Below are 16,184 nucleotides of genomic sequence, written 5' to 3'. Positions count from 1 at the left end.
CCATACATTTAATTGAAACTATACAATTATTTTTTTCGGTGTCCAAATATCCGAAAACCCATTTTCCCTTGAATAATGGTAAAGATCTTTTAGTTTATTACTGGTATAAACCTGCATATCCTCCCTTTTTCTGAGCTCTGGTATAGAAAGTAATTTATCGTTACGGTCAACGATTTCTTCTAAAAATATTTTACTCGCTAATTTATCATTTTTTGATAAATTACATGCGCTGCATGCAATCACTAAATTCCACAATTGATCTGCCTGAACAAAACTCCATGGGATAAAATGATCGACATGAGCATGTTGCTTTCTAATGACTTTTCCACAATAAAAACATTTTCCGTTATAATAAGAAGAGAGAACCTGGTAAAATTGATCAAGAGATGACCTTCTAGAGACATTTTCAACTTTTAACAATAAATTCGTAGTATCTCCCTTTTCATTAAATTTTTCTAAAAACAAAGCTAGATGGTAATTAGTTAAATAATTTAATACTCGCTGAAAACGCTGCATAAATGAGAAAAATGTACTGTTAAGTTTTAATTGTTCCTTCTGATTATCAAAATCATAAATAGTGCACGCTGTATCGCCATATATTGCCCCCATGACATTAACCTTACATTTTCTCTTCACTTTATTTATAATTTCCACCTGTAATTCTTCAGAAAGTTTATCAAAAACTAATGTGTTGGGAATCTGATACTTAGATTGAACAGCAAGCAGGATTTTCTGGACTTCGGCCTTTTTTCCCGTCATATTTATTTGATTTAGGTTATGATGGATAACTAAGTTCCAATATATTTTTGCAAAACTCGCAAACAAAGTAGAATAATTTATCTCTAACTTTTCATTAAAATTGTACAAGTTTTCCAAAATTGACTTAATCAGAACGAATTTGTATGTAGTAGAGTTTTTTGATTTCGACGAAAATATGTAATTAAAATGACCCCAAATCTCTTTATCAGTTAGATATTTTGCTTTCATTTCGCCGACTTGTAATTTATGACTCATGAGCTTTCACCTGTATGATTGTTATATAATTAATGATCTACTTTTATTAAACATATCCTTTTTTTAAATCCGCCACGCTCTTGCAGTTTCTTTTTTCTACATTCGTCGATATAATCAAATGAAACCCCATGATAATCGGCCAAGGCATGAATAATTTCCAGCATATCAGCAAGCTCTTCAATAGATTGCTCTATAGTCTTACTATGTATGAACTCCTCAAGCTCTTCATAACTTTTCTGTTGTAGTGCTTTTATGTACTCATCATCATTCAATATCTTCATGATAAAATTTTTACCACTATTTTTTATAATTTCCGGTATCTTATCGCGCACTAATTTATTATAAATTGGCATTTCCTTGTTACCCCTTTTAGTGAAATATACTTATACATAATAGTTAAATTAAATTGGATTGATACCAAACAATTCCAAAATTATCTATTTCCATTAAACAAAATGATTCCAAATAATTAATAGAAATAAATGTTTTTAATGATAAAACATATCAGTTTTTTCCTACCGTTTTCTCTTTTACAGTACCTTTGAAAATGTGATCAAGTTCCAAAGTTTTAATATTGTAAAATGGAAAATTTCAAATTAAAAAGCTCTGTAAGGAACATCTCTACAGAACTAAAAAAATAAGAGTTAATATTTTTCTTTCTCTTCGGCAACCATTGACATAAAAAACTCATTAGTTTCATATTTGTTACTTTTTTGGTACCGCTCCTTTAAATAGGCAGCCAGTTTCTTATCCGTACAAAAAACAAAGCATCCTTTTTGACCACGTGTCATTAACGTTCGGTATGTATTTCTAATAATCTCATCCGCAAGCTTTAATGCCTTATCAGGTTCTTCCCTAATCATTTTTTTCAAGCCTCTTAATGAATTATCTGTTTTTGCACGTTTAGTATAATCCGTGACTACCCTTCCATTTTCATATCTTAGGTCGTCTCCAATAATGACACCTACATAATCAAACTCCAAACCTTGGCATGTATGAATACAGCCTGCTTCTCTGACTGAGTTTTCATCAATTGCCCAAGTATCTGTATTATCCAAATTCCAGCTCATTTTAAAATCAAATTCAGGAAGCACAATATCATAATAATCCGGATTTGATTTTCCAACCTTATCCCAGTTCCAGCAATAACCAGCAACAATTCGTGATTTATTATTCACTTTATTCAAATTTTCAATTTCTTCTCTCAGTATATTCGGATTATCAAATACCCTGAAATCATACTGTCCACCAATATAATCAGCATTTGCTGTTTCTCGAATTTGAAGCACGTCATCAATCCAAGCTAAATAGCCGTCAGAACCATTGCAACGGAATTGGGATTCTAGATTCATAATAGTCAAATTCGCGCCAAATTCTGAAGCGAATTTTTTTATTTCCCCTATACTTCCCGCATCTTTTAGAGTAACACGCTGTCTTTCATCAATAAAAAAGATAGAAAACTTCGAAGCATGGATGATTTCTTTCATTTGATTTTCACCCAGATTGGAAAACATTCCGGATTTCTCATTCAACCTGTGGGCTTCATCCACTATTATTGCATCAAACTCATCAAGTGATGCATCTATATAACTTCCAGATCCTTTGAATAAGTTGTCAATAACTCCTTTACGGAAATCACGTTTTAATTTTGTTGCATAGATATTTCGAGGAGCAGCGTTTTTTGTGACATATTGGCAAACCATATGTTGTTTCGTTAACTCAACTAATATGTTTATAGCCAATACAGATTTACCTGTACCCGGACCACCAGTTACCACCAAAACTTGTTTGGTATTAGTCCGTAATGCTTCCTTCGCAAGATAAATGGCTTGTTCAAAAATCACTTTCTGATCATCAATCATGACAAACTCGGGATTTCCTTTTAACATACTGTTTAAGGAATCTTGCAGGGATTTAGAAGGACGAATCCTCCCATTTTCAATTTTATAGAGGTTTTCCTTATTATCACCATATTGTATGTATTTTTTTATAAAATCACGTAGTTGCTTTGCTTGCCCCTTCAAAAAAACAGGAGCTTGTTCTATATAATACCGGTACACCTTATCAGTTAAAGGATCATAATCGCCTTGATAGATGTAATTATGTAGGTAAGCACAAGGATAAAGATGAATTTCATCGTTTTGAGCATTTTCATTATAGTCTTTGATTAATGATGCATATGACCAGGCCTGATAAGAAGGATGAGTCGTTTCCACCAAGTTACGGTTAATGACTGTTTTCACAATAGCTTCTTTCCCACTTATCTTCTCCACAGATTTCCATTGTTTTAATTCAATTATTACAACTGAGTTTTTTTCTCCCTGTTTTCCAGATATTAAAAAATCAACCCGTTTTGAAGTGTAGGGAATCTTAAATTCAATTGCTACACCCGCATCCGCTGGAATTTCATGATCACTAAGAACTCTATACATGTATTGCATGGAGTTATCCCAAGCCCGAACTTCTCGCTCATTGATTCGACCAATTTTTGCATTATAATTTCTACAAATATTGTTAACTAATTCATCGTGAAAAACATCGTTTAAAAATTCTGATTTAGTCGCTTCATAGACAATCATTAATAAATTCATTCCCCATTATTTACTATAATCATTATTTTAATTGATACGAAATTTTTCATGTACACCAATTAAAAGATAAAAAAATCAATTTACATCAATCATTTACTCTTTATCCAAGGAGGTAAAATACCTTCTATAAATCCTTTATGATCTGTTTAATTAGCAAATCAGACGCAATTTTCTTTTAATTAGAACAGAGAACCAACATACATAAATAATATTACGTGTATGATTGTGTATCATATTACTCCCCCATAGTTATATTGAATTGTCTCAATCATTTGCAAAATCATTTGATTCTTCTGATCATTGAACAATTCTTCCATCTCCCTATATATCTCTTCTTCATCCTCCCAATTCATTATAAATATAGATTTAGAGAAAAGACGAGTATATCTTGAGGATGGTTGTTTCGATTTGTCTGAAATGGTCAAGCCTTGGGCTTCTAGTTCATGAATGATAGCTAAGCGTTTTTCCGGATATAAAGGCCCAAGTTCCAATGTTAGCTTTAAGCGATCATCGTTTAAACGTTCGAACCAATAGGTAAAGGTGCTGTCATGCCACCACCATTTGTGTCGGGTACCTCCAAAGGATTTTTCAAGCTTTCGAAATACCGGTAAAAGGAATGAGGCAATTCGATTTTGAATGCGATAATGATCCATTGGTATTCCTTGAGACTTAGCAAATTTTAAAAATGCATCAGCAGGAATTTTTCCTTTCGGGAAATGTCCATAATAAGACGCACTTTCTTCTGAAACTCCTTCTGATGATTCCTCTATTGATGCGACCGCCAAGGCTACTTTTTTAAACAATGAATGCAGGTCAGGATCATGATATAAACGTCCCATTCCCTCGACAATGACTTGCTTATTAGCCCAGTCCGAGATTTCGGTTGTTTGTGTATAAATTTTCGTATATTTTTTCCCTTCCTGTTTGGCAGATGGCCTGATCGATACACCTTGATTTTCTAGTGCGTTCAACAACTTCAACCTTTTTTCAAATGGGATTGGTCCGACTTCTACATTAATTTTTAAACGGTCATCCCAAGTACGTTCGAACCAGTTGATGAGTCCGTGTCCTAGCCAATATTCCCCTTCAGGTTCACCTATTGTTTCAGCAAAATCTTGCCATTCAGGTAAAATAAAGTTCGGCACTCGAATATGAGCACGGTAAACTTCTTCTGGGATGTTTTCTAGTTGAACAAAAGATAAAAAGGCCTCTCGGAGAACGTTGCTACCGATTTTGAAAATAAAATCAATCGTTTGTTTCTTTTTTTCATAAATTTTTCTCAAAGCGTGCTTTTGTTCATCGGTTATTTCTGTCATTTGCTCAAAGACTTTACGATACCGCGGTTGTTTCCTGTACTCTTCATGTTGACTTAAAAATAATAAATCAATGGCTGCTTGATTGGCTTGATAAACCTCAAGGGCAAGCTCATTCGCTTCTTCATCTTGAACGAGCTGTTCCTGAAGGATGGCGGTATAATACACTAAAAAGTCATAAACATTGTCAGACATCGCTTCCCTATTGAATTCAATATGGGATTGAATGATTTCTAAAACATCATAGTAATCTAGCACCCAGTAATCTTGAAAAGATGGGGCGTCGCTTGCTAAAGTCAAGAAAACTGGTAGAATCGTATATCCATCCTTTTCAAAACATTTACGAGCATAACTTAAATAATCTTCCAGCTGTCCCAACGATTCTCCGGCATGAAATTTGTTTTCTATTAAAAGAACGAGCTTTTGTGATGGGACAATAATTAATAAATCTATGTATCGGTTTGTTTCTGTTTTCACTTCACGATAAACTTCTGCGTCTGAAAAAGAAGCATAGAAATAGGAAAGGAAATTCCACCCTTCCGCTTTCTCCTCATTTTCGGGACGCATGATGAGACGGGACAACAGTTTTTTTATAAAAAAACTGCCCAATTGATGGTTTTCATTCGGATCCAATAACCATGCCAATACATTGGAGTGCCGAATTTCAAATTGATCCACCCGCAATACTTTTAATGGATTAAACTGATGAAATTTTTGATGCAAACGAGCGAAATCTTTCGAGTGATCGAGCTGCGCAATCGAATCCAATGAATATGTCATAGCAAGTTTTTCTCCTATCCACTATCAATTCAACATGTAATTTAAAAAGGCTTCTCGAAATTACCTATTGTTATTCATTTATAAGAAACTCCAAGATATAGGGAGAAGTTCCTATACTTCCCTAGTCATCCAAAAAAATACACTACTATCATACAATGTTCCTAGTTTCTAAGTCTAGGAAAATGGGAAAACTCCCCATTGAACCTAATTGACTTACCGTCATAAAAACAAAAAATTGCGAAGTAATAACCTCGCAATATCAAAATACATTCATGAATAAATGAAGTTTTATTCGACCATTTTAGCATTGACATAAACAATAAGAAGAAGATAACCAATGACAATAAGAGGCATAAGTAATTCTAAAGGTAGGATTCTCACAAATCCACTCATGATTAAAACAACAGCTACCACAAAACTATAGGATCCCACAATGGTTCCTAGTTTCTTTTTATCTCTCACACGATGTTGGTTAAAACCACTCAACCAATACGTTTGCTTTTTCACACCCACTAAATAGGCAAGCACTAAGAAGACAACACCTAAAATCATTACATTATAATCCATAAGTAACCCCTTTCAAGTAACATAATAAAAATTTATTTCTCGATAATTGTTTTTTGAATGAAAAAGGAAAAAACTAAAAATAAAACTATGACAATAATGAACAAGTTGGTTGAAGCAAAAAAATGATCCAACCAAAGAACCAATCCTATGATGAATAAGTATATGCCTCCGATTTTTGCTACCTTGTTCCTATCTTTTATACGGAAATTATTTTTCTTAATGACAAAAAATCCCGAAATATTTTTCTTCGTAAAGACAATAAAAGAATAAACAAAAAATAAAATAGATAAAGGGAGAACACCTAGTTTAGGAACAAATATGGGAAGTGATAAAATAATGAGAGTAAAAGCAAGAATTAGAGATGATTTCACTTTCCTAGAAAATCTTTTGTTATTTGCAAATAGTATTTCATTCGCTAGTTTTTCAGGAGAGTTGAAATCTTCTTCTAATTTTTGAATGATTTCATTCTGAGTGTATCCCTGCTCCCGTTTATCTTGTACAAAAGAATACAGATGATCTTTTATTTCCTCTACATAACCATCTCGCTTTACCTTTGACATCTCTTTCAATTGATTAGAAAAGTTATCCAGGTAATCTTGAACAAAATCATCAAGGTTTTTCATTTATATTTACTCCTCCCTCCCCTAAAAAGAGCAGTACCTTATGTATTTCCTCATACTGTGTTAATCGATATTCTAAAATTTTCTCCCCTTTCGTAGTAATTTGATAATATTTTCGTTTTGGTCCTCCTGAAGAGTCGACCCAATAATAATCAATCCACCCCTCCTCAGACATTCGTTTTAAAATGGGATAAATCGCTCCCTCCGAAATGGACAAAGTCGGTACTTCTTTTAAGAATTTCGAAATCTCATACCCATACATCTGTTTCGATTTCAACAAAGAAAGAATTGCTAACTCAAAAACACCTTTCCGCAACTGAATGAACCACTTATCATCTTTTTTATCCACCTTCATAGTTCCATTATATTCCAAAAATTACTATGTATCAATGATATATATGTATGAATCATATATAGTTATTTTTTGTGACGGTGCCTTTCCAAGTAGTTGTAACTTGAAGAACAGTCTCTATTGAATCATTCTATGGAGACAATCATTATTTTCAGCATGTTAAAACCAATTTGTCTAACTGTTGAAATGTTAAAAATGGCATAAAAAAAACCCCTTTTTTAGGGGTGTTTAGTTCTTATTATTAATTATACCTGAATCTCAGCATTCGGACATCGTTTTTTTAACTCCGTAATAAACTCATCCCTATTCTTTGGAGAAATCTTAACACTACCTAGTGTGGCAGATTGATAAAATAATTCAAGTCCCTCTTTAGAGGATAAAATTCGATAACCAGTGAATAGATCGTTCGTTGGTGTCATTTTGGTGATAGACGGATAAGGAATTTTACTCCTGAATGGTCCGCCTTTCACGAATAAATAATCTTCATAGAAAACGTACTTAATAGAAAAAGTAGTCCATAATAAAAAGCCGACTGCAATGAGAAAGATAGTGACCATAATCATGACGACGGTTATGGATGCTTCCTTATCAAGGAGCGGAGGTAGTAACGTAACAGCAGCTATAATTAAAATCGCTATCGATAAAAATGTGATGAATACACCATCTATTTTTGAACGGTACATCATTGAGCCATCCCCTCTTTTTTACGGTAGATACGGTTATTATTACATTTTATGATAAATGTAGTATTACTTGTACCGAAAGAAATGAGCCCTTTCTAAAATCCACTTTTATCAGATGGCATATCATTTTTATATTCCTGCTCGAATAATGAGAAAAAGATCGTCAATAAATCTAGGGCTCATTTTGTAATTTTTATGTTATACAAAATCCAATTCCTATTCCATTCACTCTAACAAATATAGTTGCCCAACAATAGCAATCTACCAAATTTACATACTCCCAACCTCGCTTGACTTTGCCGCATCCTTACAAGTTTAAAAATAACCCATATTCTTTCCTAAACCCGAGTTCAATAGTTCCAATTGGACCGTTTCGATGTTTGGCCAGGATGAGTTCGATCCGATTTTTCTTTGAAGATTGATTCGAATAGTAATCATCGCGATACAGAAATGCGATGAGGTCGGCATCCTGTTCGATTTGGCCACTTTCTCGTAGGTCTGATAAGATCGGACGCTTGTCCTTGCGGCTTTCGACCCCTCGGCTTAATTGAGAAAGGGCGATGACGGTGATTTTTAATTCCCTTGCCATCGTTTTAAGTGCCCGGCTGATTTCACTTATTTCTGCCTCACGCGTTTTATGGAATTTACGGTCCCCTTCGATGAGCTGCAAATAGTCGATCACTACAAGCATTCTTTTTTGCTCACCGTATTCCCTTCTCAACTTTCGCACCTTGGTCCAAATATAAGGAACATCCATACCGGCTTTGTCAAAAATATGAAGGTTCCTATTGGACAGATCCCCAATGGCGGTGGAAAAACGATCCCAATCCTCCTCCTGAAACTCTTTTCTTGGATTTTGCATTTTCAGGCTGTCGATTTTTCCTATAAATCCTGCCATCCGTTTCAACAATTGGATTTTCGGCATCTCGAGAGAAAAAATCACACTTACATCCTTGACCGCTGCTTGAACGGCCAAGTTTAGGGCAAATGCCGTTTTCCCCATACTCGGACGCGCTCCAATAATGACGAGATCGGAATCCCGAAATCCTCCGGTAATCTTATCCAAGTCTGAAAACCCAGATGGAATTCCCACCATCTCGCCATGATCTTGTTCACAATACTCATATAAATTGACTAAGCTTTGCTGAATATTCCCGTCATCATCCACTGTCTCCTCATCCTGGATAGCCATAAGGTCATGGATCCCTTCTTTTAATGTTTGGCCAATTTCTCCCCACCATGCTTGGTCCATCATTTTTTCTGCAATATGTATCGTCTTTCTTTTTCGGTCGTATTCCTTGACTAATTTTTCATAAAAATGAAAGTTCGCTGTTGTTGGCACACTCCCTGCCAACTGATTCAGGTAGCTTACCCCTCCAATTTCCTGCAAACGGTCCAAACCGAGTTCTTCTATAATAGAGATGATATCAATCGGCTTTCCTTTTTCATCCAAGCTTCGTATCGCCGAAAAAATCTGTCTAAGCCTTGAAGAATATAGCTGTTCAGGCTTGATCGTACATTCTTTGATTAGCTGCTCATCGAGAAAAAATGCCCCTACTAGTGCCTCTTCCGCTTGTTCGTTATATGGTTCAAAACTCTGCATCACGTTCATGTTCTTTACCTCTCGATTCCTAATATCGCTCTCATTTGGGCCATAGATCGTTGGGCGACTTCCTCACTGGCTGGCTTATGCTTTCTCGTGATGATGACTTTCGTTTCCTCTAGATTCGGCACGGACATGGCATTGGTCGTTTTATTCGGTGCTAATTCGGATATTTTTGGAGGATAAGGGGATTGTCTGACAAATTCCAGTAAGTTTTTTTGTACCTCCTCTAATGGCCATTCTTTCATCACTTCATACCAGTAATTGACTTTATCTTGGTCAACCACGAATTGGTCATAAAAATTCCAGATCATTTTCAACAAGGTAAATGTTTCACGCTTATTCATTTAAATCAAAATCCTCCTCTTGAAGGGATTTGTACACCATCTTTTGGTTGAGATAGGACTCGAAGTTTGTCCCAAATAATGTTGATGGCCTCAAGTATTTGCACATCACCGGGTCATAAAGCCATTCCCGGGCTTTGATGTCAATGACTTTTTTGAAATCTTCCAATGTAAAACCATCTTCTATCCTTGCCAGGATGTATTCCCTTGTTTTCTTTGTATGAGGTTTGTAGGATGAGAATGTTTTTTCATTTAGATAATTGATCACTTCCTCGACTAGTTTTTCCGTCTCTGGACTTTCATTTCGCTCGATCGTTTTGTCCTTCATTCTGTCATCATTAGGTAATGGCTGTTTTGGTTGATTTGTATCGTATCGTTTGGGTAGTTCCGTTTCGATCACCGGTTTTTCTGGAGGGAGATCTGTTAATGCTTCCAACTGTTCGTAATGGATCGTATACCACTTCGTTTTATCCATCTTCGTTCGGTTCCAATTGCCAGAAATCACTAATCCCTGTTTTTCAAGCGAATGGATCGTCCGTTTGATCGTGCTTTCTGACCAAAATGGGAACTGTTGCTGCCAATCTTTGTACGTGTTGTATATCCACTTTCTCCCTTCGATCACATGATTACTCATGGACACCCAATAATGAATTTGTTGCAGGATTACCGCTTCGTTCAAACCAATTTTTACTGCCAGTGATGGAATAATCATCACCGGACTTTCTTGAATTAATAATTTGCTCATTTTTTTCCTCCCTTTCCTATTTCACTGAGTGGCTCCTAAGTAAAGTTGAAAGACCGATCCATCAGGTCAACTCTCTCACCCTTTATATAGGAAGTAGGAATGAAAAAAGACAGGGGGGTGGAAAAAAATTTTTGTTTTCAGATGAAATGTGAATAAAAACTCTTACAAAGACATATAGGATAATCGGGTACACCCATAGACTTTATATGTAAATATTTGTAATTTTGTTATTTCGTTGCTAATATAGAGTTAGTTAGTTGAATAACTAAAAGGTGTTGATCAAATGGCAAAACCAAATGGAATGAGTAAGAATGAAATTATTCAATGTGCAAAGGAGTGTTTGGTTGAGAAAGGGATTGAAAATTTCACATTACGAGCAGTGGCTGAAAAGGCAGGAGTAACACAGGGGACGATTTACTATCATTTTCGAACGAAGGAACAATTGTTCATCGATCTCGTTCAGGACATTTGTAACAACAGTTGGCAAGAATTATCTCAAACTAGAGAAAACGTGATAGAGCAAGCGCTTGATCCGGCTAAAAGTCGTTGTTCTTATGATTCGTTTTTCCATAAATTATTTCTTTCTTTGGTTGCTTCCAGTTTTAACAATGAGGAAATAAGAAGGAAACTCGGGGAAATGATGAGGAACGAAAATAAGGCTCTATCCGAGATTTTATCAAGCCTTTGGGTAGAATCCCCGATCAAAGGAGTTTCATTTGAAACATGGGGAATTTTATTCAATGCCATTGTGGATGGATTGGCACTTCAAGCATTATTGCAAAAAGACTTTCCCATTGAAAAAACATACGAGGAATTCGAACATTTCATTAAGGAGCTTAGTACTTTCAAAGGTAAGGAGGACAAGGAATGAAAGGCTTCTTATTCACTGCGATGTGGGGTTTGTTCGTATGGTTGTTGGCAACATTGTTTTTTAGGCTTTTCGGAGAATATGTTTTATTTCATCCAGGTTCAGGTTCAGTGGAGTTCTTTATCAGCACGATCCTCTTATTAGTTGGAACATCCGCTGTATTGTGGGGCGTCACTTATGTATATCTGTTATTCGATAAAACCAACCATGCTACATTAAAGTTTGGATTTTTCGGTACGATCATTGGTTTAGCATTAGACACATTTACATTATCTTATCATCATCTCGTTTTTCCGAAATTGGATAATTCTCAAGTTATTGCTTTTACCGCATGGATGACTATTGCTTATGCCCTGTATTTATTTATCCCTTACATCTTCAATAAAAAAGTCAGTTACAAATGATTAAATAATGTTCGTACCGTTCTAAGAATTAATAATAAAGTTTGAATCACATGAGGTACAACCTTTTTCTTTGTTCTCTCTGTTACTTTCTCTGAAAAAAATCTTTGTGTAATCTATGGTATTGCTTGGTTCAGACATGTTTCTTCCATCATGCATCGTGATATGTCCGATGAACCATGTTGAGTCCCTCTTTTACTTCGGAATGACATGAAGTATCGTGCAAGTTGGTCAATCATGGAACAAAGATAGCAGAATTTGATTCAATACTTATCTATTTACCGTTTGAACGGTTATATCTGAAGTTCATTCTACTTAACATAAAATGAAAGATGAAAAAAAGCCGAATATTCGGCTTTTTTTACTGCAATACTTACTCTCATTTATTTTAAATTATCTGGATTTAAAGCTTCCAATTCAGGAACAACGAACAATCCATCTTTGCGAATTAACACATCATCAAAATAAATTTCTCCGCCACCATATTCAGGGCGTTGAATTAACACCATATCCCAATGAACAGCCGAACGGTTTCCATTATCAGCTACACCTTCATATGCTTGGCCTGGTGTAAAATGAATGCTGCCGGCAATCTTTTCATCAAATAAAATATCTTTCATCGGATGAAGGACATATGGATTCACACCAATGGCGAATTCCCCTATATATCGAGCACCTTCATCTGTATCTAAAATTTCATTTAGTTTTTTCGTATTCGATCCAGTAGCTTCGATAATTTTGCCGTCTTTGAATACTAAACGAATGTTATCGAAAGTTGTTCCATTGTAAATGGTCGTTGCATTATAGGTAATAACCCCATTAACGGAATCTTTTACTGGAGCACTATATACTTCTCCATCTGGTAAATTTCGTTTACCTGAACACTTCACAGCACCAAGGCCCTTTAAAGAAAAAGTGAGATCGGTTCCCGGAGAAACGATGCGAACCTTATTGGTTCTATTCATCAGGTCCTCAAGGGCATCCATCGCCTTGTCCATTTTCTTGTAATCTAATGTACAAACATCAAAGTAGAATTGCTCGAATACATCTGTAGGTACACCGGATAACTGGGCCATAGACGGAGTGGGGTACCGCATAATCACCCATTTCGTATTATTCACACGCTCATCTAGTACTTCACTATACAGTCTGTTATACAAATTAATTTTTTCACTTGGAACATCAGATAACTCTGTGATATTGTCTCCACCACGAACAGCAATATAGCCATCCATCAGTTTCATTTGTGTCATATCCACGATCATTTGTTTCTTTAATTGTTCTTCATTGGCACCTTTTAAGAATGCTCGCGTTACCCGTGGGTCCTTAATATTGTAAAAAGGATTTCCACCTTTCTCATAGACCTTTTCGATTAATATCTTTAGAAATTCAGGATCCTGAACTCCTATCATTTCAATTAATACGTTTTCCCCTGGTTGAACCTCAATGGAATATCCGGTAATGACTTCAGCAAATTTTTCTAAACGTGGATCACGCACAATATCATCTCCCTTTGTTCGTTTGTTGTTATTTTATTCTATTAAAACAACAAAATACAATAACTAACCATCACGCCTATCTTACTCTTTCATTTCCTCAAACAATTCTTACTTTTTTTTATTGGTATGAAGCGTTATTATTATAGTCATTGTAATAACTTCATTATATTAGATATTTATTGTTAATAAGAAGTATGTTAGCTAGATAACCACATTTTTAGCTAAATAAAAAACAGTAAAAAATGCTTTTGCTTATATGATTACAATTGGTTCTCCAGTGATAGATTTCGTGAGACAAAATAAAGCACTTTAGTTTTAAGATTTTTCAAAAAAGCGTGGTGAATCGATATTCGAATTTATTGAAGAGAAAAACATACGATGTCATGTTTTTCTTTTCGTTTCGTAATATCATTTTAGCCATTTTCGGTATAGACTGGTTGTTAAATTTTAAAGGTTTATAATAACAACCAAGTTGATTGCCATAACTAATTATTTTTCTAAATCGATTCTAACTTGCTCTTTCCATTTTTTTATTTTCTCTATCGCATGTTCCTCTCCACATAGATAAATATCTTCTATTGTCATTGACCAATTTCTTGATATACGTTTTCTTTTATTATTTGGTAAAGGATTGGTTATTTTATTTATTTTTGATACGAGTTCCCGATTTTTTTGAAGAATATAATCCGTTGGCCACTCATTATCATACGCTTCAGTGAACAAGTTCACCAGGAGATTATACCCTTCTTCCGTATAGTTAGAGGGATGTTGATTCATATAACAAGAAACAAGCCAAAAATGTAAGGCATATAAATCTGTAGCATTATGTTCCCAAACAAGTGGAAATTGAAACATTTCGTAACAGGATAATCCATCTATTTCCTTCGCACCACATTCCATACATTTTCCATTCCCCTTCCATGTGTGATTGTCTACCATTGTAGGTATATCCTCCATAAAAGATTATTAAACTTTTTTTATTTAAACTTTCACGTAACGTAAAGGTAAACATTATTTTCAGTTATTCTTCCCTGTTCGTTTAATTTTTGCTAAAACGACAAATCGCTTGATATAACAACATTTTGGCGTGTTTTCCTAATATTTTATCGTATCCTATTTTTACGAAAGTAGCTCTCCTCCCCTTTTCACAAATGAGTGCTTCTCCATATAAAAAGGAAAACTGGATTTCACTATGTATAGATTACAAATTTTAGTAAAGGCTAAAAAAAATCAACTATATAAAATTCTTGTTTAAAGGTATATCAAGTAGCCACTTCGCTACGAAATCATTTAGGAATATATTCTTATTTTGTCTATAAAAGCGAATGTTTTCGTACCAAATATGACATTGTAAATAATAGTAGAAATGTCAAATCGATAGTTGTCGCTCAACTTGTTTCGTTCTTATATTTTGTAAAAGCAATTCGATTAACTCCCCATTTCATAAAAATTTTCTCATTGGACTGACCAAACTAGGAATGAAATGGTAGTAAAATGATCAATCTAAGGACAAATGTGGAAAGGGGATTCATGATGACTGCCGATAAGAATTTAAATCCAATGGATGTAATAAAACCCATCCAATACAGTGCAAAAGAATTAGATGAGACTCAACCCTTTACATCTGTTGAAATGGGCAAACTTTGGGCTACGTTTAATGGGAACATCATGTCACAGCAAATATTAACTTATTTTCTTCAACATTGTGATGATGATGCGATAAGAACATTATTGGAAAATAGTTTGGCTTTATGCAAAGATTTTTTGAAAAAGATTGAGGTGTTTTTCCATAAGGAAAATTTTCCGATTCCATTCAGCTTTACTGAAGAGGATGTAAATCTTACTGCCCCACGCTTATTTCATGATGAATTTTATGTGCATTATCTCAAATATGCGGCTAAAGCAGGACTCAACCTCTACTCCATTGCCATTCCTTTAGTTTTGAGGGAGGATATAAGAGAATTTTTTAATTATGCCAATGAATGTACCGCTATTTTATTAGGGCAAATTAATAATATTTTGTACGGACAGCATTACTTAGCAAAACCTCCCATGATTCCAATACCAGAAAAGCCTACTTTTATAAATAAACAAAACTACTTAAATGGTTGGTTCGGGGATGTCAGACCTTTACATGCCATGGAAGTAATTCATCTTTACGATAACATTGAAAATAACACAACAAGTAAAGCATTATTATTAGGGTTTTATCAAACTGTTCGTGATGAGAAAATTAAAGCTTTATTTAAACGTGGAATAGATTTGACAGATAAAGCAGTAAAGCAATGTATGGAGAAATTACAAAAAGAAAACTTGCCAACACCAACATACATAGACCATTTAGTCACAACATCCGACTCTGCACCATTTTCGGATAAGATCATGTTATTCCATAAATTGGATATGTTTGCCATGAAGATCCGTTCCTGTGCCAACGCAATCTCCGTGAATGGTAGAAGGGATATTAGTGCCTTATTTTTAAGAAACTTAACGAGTATCGGGTTATTCGTTGATGATGCAGCTAATCTCCTCATTGAAAATGGATGGATGGAATCACCGCCATTGGCATTTGACAGATCCAAATTGTGACATCTAATTGGTCCTATCCCCCCTTCCTATTTTGGAAATGACATGTTCTTTTGATTTGTTGAAGAAATATTTACTTTTCCCCTCTAGTAGATAGAAAAGTCCACTATAGGGGTTTTTCTTTGAACAATTTTATATAATTCATTCTCCTCACTCTATTCTCTAAAAAGATTTACATAATGATATTATTTTTAACTACTCCTTACTATTATGTGAAA

The 16,184-nt window shown here is 34.8% G+C and carries 16 protein-coding genes; 3 read left to right on the top strand and 13 right to left on the bottom strand.

Going from position 1 to position 16,184, the window contains the following annotated elements:
* Positions 1 to 18: 18 nt before the first annotated feature.
* From GZA11_RS00560 to GZA11_RS00510, 11 genes are all read right to left on the bottom strand, one after another.
* Complete coding sequence (locus tag GZA11_RS00560) at positions 19 to 1,014, bottom strand: HNH endonuclease (protein ID WP_163182523.1); 996 nt, start codon at positions 1,012 to 1,014, stop codon at positions 19 to 21.
* Between the two features lie 29 nt (positions 1,015 to 1,043).
* Positions 1,044 to 1,367: a nucleoside triphosphate pyrophosphohydrolase gene (locus tag GZA11_RS00555; protein WP_163182522.1), complete on the bottom strand. Its 324-nt coding sequence runs from the start codon at positions 1,365 to 1,367 to the stop codon at positions 1,044 to 1,046.
* Positions 1,368 to 1,658: 291 nt separating this feature from the next.
* Positions 1,659 to 3,593: a DUF2075 domain-containing protein gene (locus GZA11_RS00550; protein WP_163182615.1), complete on the bottom strand. Its 1,935-nt coding sequence runs from the start codon at positions 3,591 to 3,593 to the stop codon at positions 1,659 to 1,661.
* Between the two features lie 242 nt (positions 3,594 to 3,835).
* Positions 3,836 to 5,698 carry a PDDEXK-like family protein gene (locus GZA11_RS00545; RefSeq protein WP_163182521.1) on the bottom strand — a complete coding sequence of 621 codons (1,863 nt, stop codon included), beginning with the start codon at positions 5,696 to 5,698 and terminating at the stop codon, positions 3,836 to 3,838.
* Between the two features lie 288 nt (positions 5,699 to 5,986).
* The gene (locus GZA11_RS00540; RefSeq protein ID WP_038535331.1) at positions 5,987 to 6,265 is read right to left on the bottom strand and encodes a DUF3784 domain-containing protein; all 279 of its coding nucleotides are present in this window, start codon (positions 6,263 to 6,265) and stop codon (positions 5,987 to 5,989) included.
* A 32-nt stretch (positions 6,266 to 6,297) separates the two neighbouring features.
* On the bottom strand, positions 6,298 to 6,888 hold the full coding sequence (locus GZA11_RS00535) for a DUF3784 domain-containing protein (RefSeq protein WP_163182520.1): 591 nt from the start codon (positions 6,886 to 6,888) through the stop codon (positions 6,298 to 6,300).
* Positions 6,875 to 7,240 carry a PadR family transcriptional regulator gene (locus GZA11_RS00530; RefSeq protein WP_038535336.1) on the bottom strand — a complete coding sequence of 122 codons (366 nt, stop codon included), beginning with the start codon at positions 7,238 to 7,240 and terminating at the stop codon, positions 6,875 to 6,877. Before GZA11_RS00530 ends, GZA11_RS00535 begins: the two co-directional genes overlap by 14 nt.
* A gap of 242 nt (positions 7,241 to 7,482) precedes the next feature.
* A complete protein-coding gene (locus GZA11_RS00525; RefSeq protein WP_163182519.1) occupies positions 7,483 to 7,923 on the bottom strand; it encodes a PH domain-containing protein in 441 nt (146 codons plus the stop codon).
* A 304-nt stretch (positions 7,924 to 8,227) separates the two neighbouring features.
* Entirely contained in the window at positions 8,228 to 9,532 is a 1,305-nt protein-coding gene (gene dnaB / locus GZA11_RS00520; RefSeq protein WP_235924746.1) for a replicative DNA helicase, read from the bottom strand.
* Between the two features lie 5 nt (positions 9,533 to 9,537).
* Positions 9,538 to 9,870 carry a replicative helicase loader/inhibitor gene (locus tag GZA11_RS00515; protein ID WP_163182518.1) on the bottom strand — a complete coding sequence of 111 codons (333 nt, stop codon included), beginning with the start codon at positions 9,868 to 9,870 and terminating at the stop codon, positions 9,538 to 9,540.
* Positions 9,863 to 10,612, bottom strand: a complete 750-nt coding sequence (locus GZA11_RS00510) for a conserved phage C-terminal domain-containing protein (RefSeq protein WP_163182517.1) — start codon at positions 10,610 to 10,612, stop codon at positions 9,863 to 9,865. Before GZA11_RS00510 ends, GZA11_RS00515 begins: the two co-directional genes overlap by 8 nt.
* A 283-nt stretch (positions 10,613 to 10,895) precedes the next feature.
* Here GZA11_RS00510 and GZA11_RS00505 point away from each other — a divergent pair, with 283 nt between their 5' ends.
* The gene (locus GZA11_RS00505; protein WP_163182516.1) at positions 10,896 to 11,483 is read left to right on the top strand and encodes a TetR/AcrR family transcriptional regulator; all 588 of its coding nucleotides are present in this window, start codon (positions 10,896 to 10,898) and stop codon (positions 11,481 to 11,483) included.
* Positions 11,480 to 11,884 carry a DUF5367 family protein gene (locus GZA11_RS00500; RefSeq protein WP_163182515.1) on the top strand — a complete coding sequence of 135 codons (405 nt, stop codon included), beginning with the start codon at positions 11,480 to 11,482 and terminating at the stop codon, positions 11,882 to 11,884. Before GZA11_RS00505 ends, GZA11_RS00500 begins: the two co-directional genes overlap by 4 nt.
* 380 nt (positions 11,885 to 12,264) lie before the next feature.
* Here the strand turns inward: GZA11_RS00500 and GZA11_RS00495 are convergent, their stop codons facing one another.
* A complete protein-coding gene (locus GZA11_RS00495) occupies positions 12,265 to 13,380 on the bottom strand; it encodes an aminopeptidase (RefSeq protein WP_163182514.1) in 1,116 nt (371 codons plus the stop codon).
* A gap of 489 nt (positions 13,381 to 13,869) precedes the next feature.
* Entirely contained in the window at positions 13,870 to 14,319 is a 450-nt protein-coding gene (locus GZA11_RS00490) for a DUF5946 family protein (protein ID WP_163182513.1), read from the bottom strand.
* Positions 14,320 to 14,910: 591 nt separating this feature from the next.
* Here GZA11_RS00490 and GZA11_RS00485 point away from each other — a divergent pair.
* Positions 14,911 to 15,969 (top strand): DUF3231 family protein, encoded by a 1,059-nt coding sequence (locus GZA11_RS00485; RefSeq protein WP_235924744.1) that lies wholly within the window; start codon positions 14,911 to 14,913, stop codon positions 15,967 to 15,969.
* Positions 15,970 to 16,184 lie beyond the last annotated feature (215 nt).

The sequence above is a fragment of the Neobacillus sedimentimangrovi genome (assembly GCF_010614825.1).
Classification (GTDB): domain Bacteria; phylum Bacillota; class Bacilli; order Bacillales; family Cytobacillaceae; genus Neobacillus; species Neobacillus thermocopriae.
The sequence above is the reverse complement of the archived record's forward strand: the minus strand, read 5'-3'. Positions and strand labels throughout refer to the sequence as shown.

Bases quoted from the DNA above. Each gene is read 5' to 3' on its own strand.
- GZA11_RS00560 (WP_163182523.1), bottom strand. From the start codon at position 1,014: ATGAGTCATAAATTACAAGTCGGCGAAATGAAAGCAAAATATCTAACT.
- GZA11_RS00555 (WP_163182522.1), bottom strand. From the start codon at position 1,367: ATGCCAATTTATAATAAATTAGTGCGCGATAAGATACCGGAAATTATA.
- GZA11_RS00550 (WP_163182615.1), bottom strand. From the start codon at position 3,593: ATGATTGTCTATGAAGCGACTAAATCAGAATTTTTAAACGATGTTTTT.
- GZA11_RS00545 (WP_163182521.1), bottom strand. From the start codon at position 5,698: ATGACATATTCATTGGATTCGATTGCGCAGCTCGATCACTCGAAAGAT.
- GZA11_RS00540 (WP_038535331.1), bottom strand. From the start codon at position 6,265: ATGGATTATAATGTAATGATTTTAGGTGTTGTCTTCTTAGTGCTTGCC.
- GZA11_RS00535 (WP_163182520.1), bottom strand. From the start codon at position 6,888: ATGAAAAACCTTGATGATTTTGTTCAAGATTACCTGGATAACTTTTCT.
- GZA11_RS00530 (WP_038535336.1), bottom strand. From the start codon at position 7,240: ATGAAGGTGGATAAAAAAGATGATAAGTGGTTCATTCAGTTGCGGAAA.
- GZA11_RS00525 (WP_163182519.1), bottom strand. From the start codon at position 7,923: ATGATGTACCGTTCAAAAATAGATGGTGTATTCATCACATTTTTATCG.
- dnaB (WP_235924746.1), bottom strand. From the start codon at position 9,532: ATGAACGTGATGCAGAGTTTTGAACCATATAACGAACAAGCGGAAGAG.
- GZA11_RS00515 (WP_163182518.1), bottom strand. From the start codon at position 9,870: ATGAATAAGCGTGAAACATTTACCTTGTTGAAAATGATCTGGAATTTT.
- GZA11_RS00510 (WP_163182517.1), bottom strand. From the start codon at position 10,612: ATGAGCAAATTATTAATTCAAGAAAGTCCGGTGATGATTATTCCATCA.
- GZA11_RS00505 (WP_163182516.1), top strand. From the start codon at position 10,896: ATGGCAAAACCAAATGGAATGAGTAAGAATGAAATTATTCAATGTGCA.
- GZA11_RS00500 (WP_163182515.1), top strand. From the start codon at position 11,480: ATGAAAGGCTTCTTATTCACTGCGATGTGGGGTTTGTTCGTATGGTTG.
- GZA11_RS00490 (WP_163182513.1), bottom strand. From the start codon at position 14,319: ATGGTAGACAATCACACATGGAAGGGGAATGGAAAATGTATGGAATGT.
- GZA11_RS00485 (WP_235924744.1), top strand. From the start codon at position 14,911: ATGATGACTGCCGATAAGAATTTAAATCCAATGGATGTAATAAAACCC.